General features: G+C 69.8%; 7 protein-coding genes. 4 read left to right on the forward strand and 3 right to left on the reverse strand.

Annotated elements, in window-relative coordinates:
* Window positions 1-57: 57 nt before the first annotated feature.
* From ACYVGD_RS02840 to ACYVGD_RS02850, 3 genes are all read left to right on the forward strand, one after another.
* Window positions 58-1,800: a pyruvate dehydrogenase gene (locus ACYVGD_RS02840; protein WP_460741472.1), complete on the forward strand. Its 1,743-nt coding sequence runs from the start codon at window positions 58-60 to the stop codon at window positions 1,798-1,800.
* A gap of 111 nt (window positions 1,801-1,911) precedes the next feature.
* The gene (locus ACYVGD_RS02845) at window positions 1,912-4,092 is read left to right on the forward strand and encodes a catalase (RefSeq protein ID WP_460741473.1); all 2,181 of its coding nucleotides are present in this window, start codon (window positions 1,912-1,914) and stop codon (window positions 4,090-4,092) included.
* A gap of 56 nt (window positions 4,093-4,148) precedes the next feature.
* Window positions 4,149-4,328, forward strand: coding sequence for a lactate/malate family dehydrogenase (locus tag ACYVGD_RS02850; protein ID WP_460741474.1), 180 nt, complete (start codon window positions 4,149-4,151; stop codon window positions 4,326-4,328).
* 38 nt (window positions 4,329-4,366) lie between these two features.
* Here the strand turns inward: ACYVGD_RS02850 and ACYVGD_RS02855 are convergent, their stop codons facing one another.
* From ACYVGD_RS02855 to ACYVGD_RS02865, 3 genes are read right to left on the reverse strand one after another with little or no spacing between them, the layout of a single operon-like run.
* On the reverse strand, window positions 4,367-5,665 hold the full coding sequence (locus ACYVGD_RS02855; RefSeq protein ID WP_460741475.1) for a cytochrome P450: 1,299 nt from the start codon (window positions 5,663-5,665) through the stop codon (window positions 4,367-4,369).
* A 56-nt stretch (window positions 5,666-5,721) separates the two neighbouring features.
* Entirely contained in the window at window positions 5,722-6,462 is a 741-nt protein-coding gene (locus tag ACYVGD_RS02860) for a sulfite exporter TauE/SafE family protein (protein ID WP_460741476.1), read from the reverse strand.
* Window positions 6,462-7,946: an MDR family MFS transporter gene (locus ACYVGD_RS02865; protein ID WP_460741480.1), complete on the reverse strand. Its 1,485-nt coding sequence runs from the start codon at window positions 7,944-7,946 to the stop codon at window positions 6,462-6,464. The genes ACYVGD_RS02860 and ACYVGD_RS02865 overlap by 1 nt, the downstream gene beginning before the upstream one ends.
* 250 nt (window positions 7,947-8,196) lie before the next feature.
* On the opposite strand from ACYVGD_RS02865, the gene ACYVGD_RS02870 reads away from it, so the two are divergent.
* The gene (locus tag ACYVGD_RS02870) at window positions 8,197-10,752 is read left to right on the forward strand and encodes an ATP-dependent Clp protease ATP-binding subunit (protein WP_460741477.1); all 2,556 of its coding nucleotides are present in this window, start codon (window positions 8,197-8,199) and stop codon (window positions 10,750-10,752) included.
* Window positions 10,753-10,865: the final 113 nt, after the last annotated feature.

Consider the following 10,865-nt stretch of genomic DNA (forward strand, 5'->3'; position numbering starts at 1 on the left):
GGTGGGAGAGGGGCGTGAATCACAGAGAGTGCCCATCGTGAACCAGAGGAGGCAGGGATGAACGTCGCGGAGATGCTGGTCGGACAGCTGCAGAAGGCGGGGGTGCGCCGGATCTATGGGATCGTCGGCGACTCGCTGAACCCGGTCGTGGACGCCGTGCGCCGCACCGGTGGATCGACCAAGGGGGGCATCGACTGGATCCACGTGCGCCACGAGGAGGCCGCGGCCTTCGCCGCGGGCGCGGAGGCCCAGCTGACCGGTGAGCTCGCCGTCTGCGCGGGCTCGTGCGGCCCGGGCAACCTCCACCTCATCAACGGGCTCTACGACGCCAACCGCAGCCAGGCGCCGGTGCTGGCCATCGCCAGCCACATCCCTTCGGTACAGATCGGCCAGTCGTACTTCCAGGAGACCCACCCCGACCGCCTGTTCACCGAGTGCTCGGTCTACTCCGAGCTCGTCTCCACCGGCCAGCAGGCCCCGCGCGTGGTCGACGCCGCGATCCGCCACGCAATGGGCGCCCGGGGTGTCGCCGTGGTCACCCTCCCGGGCGACATCGCCGAGCTCCACGCCGAGGGGGACGTACGCGTCCTCCCGCACATCCAGCCCGGTGAGCTCGTGCCCTCGCCGTCGTCGGTGGCCGCCCTGGCGGACGCCATCAACGAGGCCGACAGGGTCGCTCTCTTCGCCGGTGCCGGGGTCCAGGGGGCACGGCGCGAGGTCGTCGAGCTCGCCGACCTCATCGGTGCCCCGGTCGGCCACTCGCTGCGCGGCAAGGACTTCATCCAGGCCGACAACCCCTTCGACGTCGGCATGACCGGCCTGCTCGGCTACGGGGCCGCCGCCGAGGGCATGGAGGACGCCGATCTGCTCGTCATGCTCGGCACAGACTTCCCCTACGACCAGTTCCTCCCGGGCACGCGTACCGCGCAGGTGGACCGCCGTGCCGAGAACATCGGGCGGCGCACGGCCGTGGACGTGCCGGTGCACGGCGACGTCCTGCCCACGCTGCGTGCCCTGGCCCCGCTCGTGCGGCGCAAGACCGACCGGAAGTTCCTGCGGTCCCAACTGAAGCGGCACGAGAAGTTGATGACCAAGGGCGTGGGGGCGTACACGCGCCGCGTCGAGCGCATGCGGCCGATCCACCCCGAGTACGCGGCCAGCGTGCTCGATCAGGTCGCCGCACCCGATGCCACCTTCACCGCCGACACGGGCATGTGCAACGTGTGGACCGCGCGCTACCTCCACACCGACGACCGCCGAAGGCTCATCGGCTCGTTCCTCCACGGGTCGATGGCCAACGCGCTGAGCCAGGGCATCGGTGCCCAGCTGGCGCGCCCCGACCAGCAGGTCGTCGCGGTGTGCGGTGACGGCGGGTTGAGCATGCTGCTCGGTGAGCTCATCACGGTGCGGACGCTGGACATCCCGCTGAAGGTCGTGGTGTTCAACAACGCGAGCCTCGGCATGGTCAAGCTGGAGATGCTTGTCGAGGGCATACCCGACCACGGCACCGACTCGCCGATCGTCGACTACACGGCGATCGCCGGCGCGATGGGAATCCCGGCCCAGCGCGTTGAGAAGCCCAAGGACCTGGCGCGCGCCTACGAGAAGGCGTTCGTCACGCCCGGACCGGCGCTCGTCGAGGTGATGACCGATCCCAACGCGCTGTCGCTGCCGCCCCACGTGTCCGCCGAGCAGGTCACCGGCTTCGCGACGGCCATGAGCCGCATGGTGCTCGGCGGCGGCGCGGGCGAGGTCGTGTCGATGGCACGCTCGAACCTCCGCAACATCCCGCGGGGCTGAGCGGCGGGCCCCGGGGGAGCGTGAGCGGCCCGGAGGGCCCCCCGGGAGAATATGTCGATAAACCGAAGGTTACGCTCGACCTCCAAGAGCCGTCATCACCAGGAGGTCGTCGTGCCCGACTCGCAGAACCCGGAGATCCCCGCCCCCGGCGCCCCCGGCGCCGTCAACCCGTCCGTCGAGGAGTCGACGGAGCCCACGGGGCCGCTGCCGCCCAAGCCGGACCAGCATGCTCCCGCGCCCGTTGGCCCGACCGGCGGCCCCGCCGACCAGCGCGCCCAGCAGGGCCCCACGCTCACCAGCGCCCAGGGCCTGCCACTCGGTGAGTCCGACAAGTCCCTCAAGGCCGGGCCGCGCGGCCCCGTGCTCCTGCAGGACCACCACCTGCGCGAGAAGATCATGCACTTCGACCACGAGCGCATCCCCGAGCGCGCGGTGCATGCCCGGGGCGCCGGCGCCCACGGCTACTTCGTCTCCAACGGGGCCGCCTCGAAGATCACCCGCGCGGCCTTCCTGGCCGAGGGTGTGCAGACCCCGGTGTTCGTCCGGTTCTCGACCGTCGCCGGCTCGCGTGGCTCCGCGGACACGGTGCGCGACACCCGAGGCTTCGCGACGAAGTTCTACACGAGTGAGGGCAACTACGACCTCGTCGGCAACAACATCCCGGTGTTCTTCATTCAGGACGCCATCAAGTTCCCCGACGTCGTCCACTCGGTCAAGCCGCACCCCGACCGCGAGATCCCGCAGGCGCAGTCGGCCCACGACACGTTCTGGGACTTCGTCTCGCTCCACACCGAGGCCCAGGCCCACACCATGTGGAACATGTCCGACCGCGGCATCCCGCGCTCCTACCGAATGATGGAGGGCTTCGGCGTCCACACCTTCATCATGACCAACGCCGACGACGAGCCGTCGTTCGTGAAGTTCCACTGGAAGCCGAAGCTGGGTGTCCACGGCCAGGTCTGGGAGGAGGCGCAGCTCACCAACGGGCTGGATCCCGACTTCCACCGCCGTGACCTCGCCGATGCCATCGAGGCGGGCGCGTACCCGCAGTGGGACCTCGGGTTGCAGGTCATGCCGTACACCGAGGAGGCGATGTTCGAGGGCATCGACCTGCTCGACCCGACCAAGTTCGTCCCCGAAGAGCTGTGCCCGGTCCAGGTCGTCGGCACGATGACGCTGAACGGGAACCCGACCAACTACTTCGCCGAGACCGAGCAGGTCGCGTTCCATCCCGGCCACCTCGTGCCGGGCATCGACGTGTCCAACGACGCGCTGCTGCAGGGCCGTCTGTTCTCCTACCTTGACACGCAGCTGACCCGCCTCGGCGGCCCGAACTTCACCCAGTTGCCCATCAACCGCCCGCACGCCCCGGTCAACGACATGCTGCGCGACGGGTACGGGCAGCAGGCTGTGCCGGCCGGGACGGCGCCGTACCGGCCGAACTCCCTGGACGGTGGGTGTCCGTTCACCGCCGGCGGTGGCGAGGCGTTCATCGACGTCCCGCAGCCGGTCGAGGGCAACAAGACGCGCGAGCAGGCTGCGTCCTTCGACGACCACTTCTCGCAGGCCGGAATGTTCTTCCGCTCGCTCACCGAGGTGGAGCAGGAGCACGTGATCGGTGCCTACACCTTCGAGCTGTCCAAGTGCTTCGAGGTGGCAGTGCGCGAGCGCCAGCTTCAGGCCCTGGCCAACATCGACGACCGTCTCTGCGCCGAGGTCGCCGACGGTCTCGGGCTGCCGGCACCCCGACCGAGCCAGAAGCCGTCCGCCGACGAGACGCTGTCGCCGGCCCTGCGCATGGTCGGGCAGGAGTTCCCCGTCGACGGTCGTCAGGTGGGTGTCGTCGTAGACGAGGACACGAAGCCCGGCGACATCAAGGGCATCGTGGACGCGCTCGCCGGCGCCGGCGGTCAGCCCCTGCTGATCGCCCCCTCGGGCAAGAAGCTCGGCGGCGACGTCCCGGTGCAGCGCACCTACAACACCGTCGCCTCCATCGAGCTCGACGCCGTGGTCATGGTCGGCAGGGCGGCCCCCGCGCCGGAGGTCGGCAAGGCTCGCGACGCGCGCTCCTGGCAGAGGGCGAAGCAGGTCGACCCGCGCATCGCGACGCTGCTCGACCAGATGTTCCGCCACGCCAAGCCGATTGGCGTCGTGACCGACGCCGAGGAGGCCGCGAAAGCGGCCGGCGTCGCGCTCGACGCGCCGGGTGTGTTCTCCGGGGCGGCCAAGGCCGTCGTCGGCGACCTGCTGAAGGCCATGCCGAAGCACCGCGTCTGGGAACGCTTCGCCTGATCCCCCGCTCCCGGGGCGGGGCGTAGTGTGGAAGCCCCGTCCCGAGGAGTGCAGCGGTGAAGTTCGTCCCCAACAGGATCGTCCTCGTCGGAACCGGCGCCGTGGGCATGGCCTACGCGTACGCGCTGGTCAACCAGGCCACGTGCGAGGAGCTCGTGCTGATCGACCTGGACGAGACCAAGTCCACCTCGACGAGGGGGAGCGGGACCGTTTCGACGCCGGCGTGGCCACGCTGAAGCAGTTCGCCCCGTGTATCGCAGAGCTCGCCCGCTGATCAGCGCAGCCTGAGGCGTACGCCGTCACGCGGCCGAGTCGGCAGCCAGGTGATGGGATATCCGAGGTTCTGCCGCGGGACCTCCCACTCGCGCGAGGCCAGTGCCAGGGCGGTGACGGTCAGCAGCTCGACCGCGATCGGCTCACCCGGGCAGCGGTGTCCGGTCTCGGCCGACCCGCCACCCTGCGGGATGAAGTGCTCGGCGTGGTCGAGCCCCGGCTCGTCGAGGAACCGCTCCGGCCAGAACTCGTCCGCGTGGTCCCACAGCTCGGGGTCGGTGTTGGTGCCCAGCACGTCGATGAGCACGCGCTGGCCCTTCTTCACCGGGTGGCCGGCGAACTCGGTGTCCTCGCGGGCGCGCGCCGGAAGCATCGGCACGAACGGGTAGAACCGGCGTACCTCCTGGGCGAAGGCGCGGGCCTGGGGCGCCTCCGGGTCGAGGTTCCGCTCGGCGGCCTCGGCGCGGAGGCGCTCGCGCCACTGGGGGTGGTCGATCAGGGCGAGCGCCAGGAAGGCGGCGAAGCGGCACACGGCGATCGTGGGGCGCACGATGTTGTGCAGCTCGATTCCGGCGATCTGCTCGTCGAGCAGGTTGCCGTCCAGGTCGCGGTGGTCGGCGACGATGCGGAGCGCCGAGCCGTGGGCCGGGGTCAGTCCACCGGAGCGGGCGGCGGCGACGGCGCGGGCCGCCCACCGGTTGGTGCGGCGACGTGCGGCCATGCCACGGACCCAAGGGAGGCCGGGGGTGCCGAAGGTGTCGACGATGAGCGCCAGGTCGCGGCTCAGCGCCACGGCCTCGTCGGAGGTCAGGTCGGTCACGCCGGCCCAGGCCAGCACCGCGCGCCCGTACGCCTGCACCGCCGTGTCGTAGACCTCGACGTCGGTGCCGGGCTGCAGCACAGCCTCCCACTGCTCGGCCACCAGGAGCGCCAGCTGCCGCACCGACTCGGGGCGCACGGCGTCGATGAAGAGGCTCTTGCGGTGGCGGTGCTCCTCGCCGTCGAGGCTGTGGACGGGGGCGCTGCCGAACAGGGGCGCCTTGATGAAGGTAGGCATCGCGCCGTCACGCTTCATCTTGGCGGTGTCGTAGAAGAACCGGACGCCCTCGAGGCCGCGTACGAGGAGCGCGTCCTGGCCGAGCAGCCGGAACGGCACCGCGTGGTGGGCGTCGGCGGTCGTGGCACGGGCCCGAAGCACATCGGCGAACCGGTAGCCGTCGCGGAGTAGGTCGAGGGCGCGCTCCCCGAGGCCGGAGGGCTCCCGGTGGGCGGAGGAGAGGGGGACGTGGTGGGCGGACACCGGAACCTCCTCGCAAGTGGGCATGTCGATCCCAGGCGGTCAGCTGTCCAGGCGGTTCAGCGCACCCAGAGCCAGACCGCCAGGAAGGTTCCGCTGATGGCCACGACGACGCGCAGGACCATCTCGGGGATGAGCCGCTGGACGACGGGGCCGAGGTTGCCGCCGACGAAGGCGCCGAGGCCCAGCGCGATGGCCGCCAACCAGTTGATGGGGCCGAGTGCGATGAACAGCAGCGCGGCCGTCAGGTTGGTCACGCCGAGCAGCACCGACTTGAGGATCATGGCGCGCTGGAACGTCTCGGAGGTCGCCGTCAGCGCCAGCGCGAGGAACAGGACGCCGGCACCCGCACCGAAGTAGCCGCCGTAGACCGAGACGAAGAACAGGCCCACCGCGTACGCGACCGCGGACTCGCGCTCACCGCGCAGCCGGGACAGCCGCGGCGACACGAGCACCAGCAGGGAGGCCGCGAGGATCAGCGCGGGCACGATGCGCTCGAAGGTACCCTCGCCGCCGAGCAGGAGCAGCGCCCCGCCGGCCAGCCCGCCGACGGCGGCCACGACGACCTGGACGCCGAGCCGCCCCGGCCCCTTCTCGCGCAGCGTGCTGCCCGCCCGTGCGGTCGAACCGATGCCCACGCCGATCAGGCCTAGGGTGTTGGAGACGTTCGCCGCGACGGGGGAGAGGCCGGCCGCGAGGAGCGCCGGATAGCTCACGAGTGAGGCCAGCCCCGTCAGGTAGCCGACCAGGCCGCTGCCGACGCCCGCGGCGATCAGGAGCAGGAACGTCGGGATCGACATCAGCGACCCGAGACGTCGGTGGTGTGGCTTGCCCTGGCGCCGAGGGCGAGGGCGGCGGCCGCGCCGAGGGCGCAGACGCCGGCGGGCAGGTACATGGAGTGGGCCATGGCCGTGCTGAAGCCCTGCTCGAGCAACGGCGGGATCCGCGTACCACCCATGGGGCTGCCACCGTGCCCGCCGCCCGGCAGGGACGCGGCGAGCTGGGCCTGCATGAGCGCGGCCACGGCCGCCGAGCCCAGCACCGATCCGACCTGGCGAGTGGTGTTGTAGATGCCCGACCCGGCCCCGGCCATGCTGCGTGGCAGGTTGCGGGTGGCTGACACCGACAGCGGTGACCAGATGCCGCAGTTGGCGATGCCGCCGAGCGCGCCCGGCAGCAGCAGCCACAGCACCGAGATGCCGGGGCGCATCAGCAGCGCGTACGCGAGGTAGGAGACGCCGAGCAGGAGGAAGCCCCCGACGGCGATCGGCTTGGGATCGGTCTTGTCGACGATCCGGCCGACGACCGGTGCGAGCACGCCGGAGACGACGGCCGTGGGCAGCGACATCAACGCCGCCTGGGTCGGTCCGAGGCCGCGGGCGGTCTGGAGGAACAGCATGAGCGGGAAGGCCTGCGAGGTCACGATGAAGCCCATCGCAAGGATGCCGACGTTGGCGGCGGAGAAGTTGCGGTCGCGGAACAGTCCCAGCGGGACCAGCGGCTCGCCGCGGTTCCTCGCCTGCCACCAGACGAACAGGCCCATCACGACCACGCCGACGACCAGCAGCAGCGGCACCGACACCGGGCCCCAGATCTGGCCCCAGTCGTAGGTCTCGCCCTCCTCGATGCCGAACACCAGGCAGAACATGCCGACGGCCGACAGGGCGACCCCGAGCCAGTCGAAGCGGTGGGCGTGCACCTCCAGCGTGGGGACCAGTCGCCACGCCATCACGAAGGCGAGAACGCCCACGGGCAGGTTGATGAAGAAGATCCACTCCCAGCCCAGCGTGTCGATGAGCGCGCCGCCCACCAGCGGACCGACCAGCATGGCGACGCCGGCAGTCGCGCCCCAGATGCCCATCGCTGCTCCGCGGCGTTCCGGCGGGAACGTGCGCGTGATGATCGCCATGGTCTGGGGTGACATGAGCGCGGCGCCGAAACCCTGGACCACGCGGGCGAGGATCAGCATCTCGACGGTGTGGGAGAAGCCGCACCACGCCGAGGCGAGGGTGAAGACGACCAGGCCGAGCAGGTAGACCTTCTTGGGGCCGAACCGATCCCCGAGCCGGCCGGTGATCAGCAGCGGCACCGCAACGGCCAGCAGGTAGGCCGATGTCACCCACACCGCCGCACCGATGTCGGCGTCAAGCCCGCGCATCAGGGCAGGCATGGCCACCGTGACGATCGTCGAGTCGACCAGGATCATGAAGAAGCCCAGCACGAGGGCCCACAGAGAGGGCCATGATCCCTCGTGCTGGCGCTGGCCAGTGGTGTCGGAGGTCACGTCGGACAAGTCTGCACCTCCCCGCCGACGATCGCCGAGACGTCCGCCCCGCGACCGGGTCGGTGGTGCTTCCGCTCAGGGCGAACATGGGCCGGAGCGGGAATGCGACCGCGTGCGGCGCCGTTGTTGAGTCGTATGCACTCAACCTTGCTGGGTCCAGAGGTCGATAGGCGGCCTGGCCGCTTCGTAGGGTGACTAGAGTTGAGGGACACCACAATCCGGCCGACAAGGGCCGGGCGAGGAGACACACATGTTCGAGCGGTTCACCGACCGTGCGCGACGGGTGGTCGTGCTGGCGCAGGACGAGGCGCGCACGCTCAACCACAACTACATCGGCACCGAGCACATCCTGCTCGGTCTCATCGCTGAGGGTGAGGGCGTGGCCGCCAAGGCGCTCGAGTCGCTGGGCATCTCGCTGGAGGCCGTCCGCGAGAAGGTCGAGGAAATCATCGGCCACGGCCAGCAGTCGCCGACTGGCCACATCCCCTTCACGCCACGGGCGAAGAAGGTCCTCGAGTTGAGCCTGCGCGAGGCGCTCCAGCTCAACCACTCCTACATCGGCACCGAGCACATCCTGCTTGGCCTCATCCGTGAGGGCGAGGGCGTCGCCGCCCAGGTGCTGGTCAAGCTGGGCGCCGACCTGACGCGCGTACGCAACCAGGTCCTCCAGCTGCTATCAGGTTTCCAGGGCGGCGCCAAGGGCGAGCCCGCGGGCGTCGGCGGTGGCCAGCAAGACTCACCGCAGGGTCCGCAGAGCTCGACCGTGCTCGACCAGTTCGGCCGCAACGTCACCCAGGCGGCGCGTGAGAACAAGCTCGACCCGGTCATCGGCCGCGAGCCCGAGATCGAGCGCGTCATGACCGTGCTGAGCCGGCGTACGAAGAACAACCCGGTGCTGATCGGCGAGCCCGGTGTCGGCAAGACCGCCGTCGTCGAGGGCCTGTCGCAGGCCGTCGTGCGCGGTGACGTGCCCGAGACGCTGCGCGACAAGCAGATCTACACGCTCGACCTCGGCGCCCTCGTCGCCGGCTCGCGCTACCGCGGTGACTTCGAGGAGCGCCTCAAGAAGGTGCTCAAGGAGATCAAGACCCGCGGCGACATCATTCTGTTCATCGACGAGATCCACACCCTCGTCGGTGCCGGTGCGGCCGAGGGTGCCATCGACGCGGCCTCGATCCTCAAGCCCATGCTGGCCCGCGGCGAGCTGCAGACCATCGGCGCGACGACGCTCGACGAATACCGCAAGCACATCGAGAAGGACGCCGCGCTCGAGCGCCGCTTCCAGCCGATCCAGGTCAACGAGCCGTCGATCGCCCACACGATCGACATCCTCCGAGGCCTGCGTGACCGCTACGAGGCCCACCACCGCATCACCATCACCGACGAGGCCCTCACCGCGGCGGCGCAGTTGGCCGACCGCTACATCCAGGACCGCTTCCTGCCCGACAAGGCCATCGACCTCATCGACGAGGCCGGCGCCCGCCTGCGCATCCAGCGCATGACCGCGCCGCCGGACCTGCGCGAGTTCGACGAGAAGATCGCCTCGGTGCGGCTGGAGAAGGAGGCCGCGATCGACGCGCAGGATTTCGAGAAGGCCGCGGGCCTGCGCGATCAGGAGAAGAAGTTCATCGCCCAGCGCGCCGAGAAGGAGGAGGCCTGGAAGCAGGGCGACTCCGACACGACCGCTTCGGTCGACGAGGAGACGATCGCCGAGGTGCTGTCGTCGGCGACCGGCATCCCGGTGTTCAAGCTCACTGAGGAGGAGTCGAGCCGCCTGCTCAAGATGGAGGAGGAGCTCGGCAAGCGCTACATCGGCCAGCACGACGCGGTGAAGGCGCTCGCGCGTTCCATCCGGCGTACGCGCGCCGGCCTGAAGGATCCCAAGCGCCCCAGCGGCTCGTTCATCTTCGCCGGCCCCTCCGGCGTCGGCAAGACCGAGCTCACCAAGGCGCTCACGGAGTTCCTGTTCGGTGACGAGGACGCCCTCATCACGCTCGATATGTCGGAATACAGCGAGAAGCACACCGCGTCGCGGATGTTCGGTTCGCCCCCGGGCTACGTCGGATACGAGGAGGGCGGCCAGCTCACCGAGAAGGTCCGCCGCAAGCCGTTCTCGGTGATCCTCTTCGACGAGATCGAGAAGGCCCACCCAGACATCTTCAACTCGCTGCTGCAGATCCTCGACGAGGGTCGCCTCACCGACGCGCAGGGCCGCGTGGTCGACTTCAAGAACACCGTCATCGTGATGACGACCAACCTCGGCACGCGTGACATCAACAAGGCCGTCAACCTCGGCTTCTCGCAGGCCGGCGACACCGAGTCGTCCTACGAGAAGATGAAGGCGAAGGTCGCCGACGAGCTCAAGACCCACTTCCGTCCCGAGTTCCTCAACCGCATCGACGAGATCGTGGTCTTCCACCAGCTCACCCAGGACGACATCGAGCACATCGTCGACCTGATGGTCGCCCAGATCGAGGGCCGCCTGAAGGACCGCGACATGGGCATCGAGCTCACCGCCGAGGCCAAGAAGCTCATCGCCAAGCGCGGCTTCGACCCCGTGCTGGGTGCGCGTCCGCTGCGTCGCGCGATCCAGCGCGACATCGAGGACGTCATGGCCGAGAAGATCCTCTTCGGCGAGGTGAAGGCCGGCGAGGTCGTCGTGGTCGACGTCAATTCCGGTGACGACGCGGGCGAAAACCCGTTCACCTTCACCGGCTCGAAGAGCGGTGAGGCCCCCGACACCGTCCCGGCCGAGCTGACCTCGGGCGAGTCGGACGGGCAGGCCTCCGACGAGCAGGCCGGTTGATCCGGCACGGGCCGACAGCACGTACGCGGGGCCCCGGCGGACCATGTGCGGGTTCTAACGGTCCTCGCAACACCTCGAGTTTTGGGGAGTTGCGAGGACTGTGTCGATTGAGG

The organism is Mariniluteicoccus endophyticus (assembly GCF_054780035.1).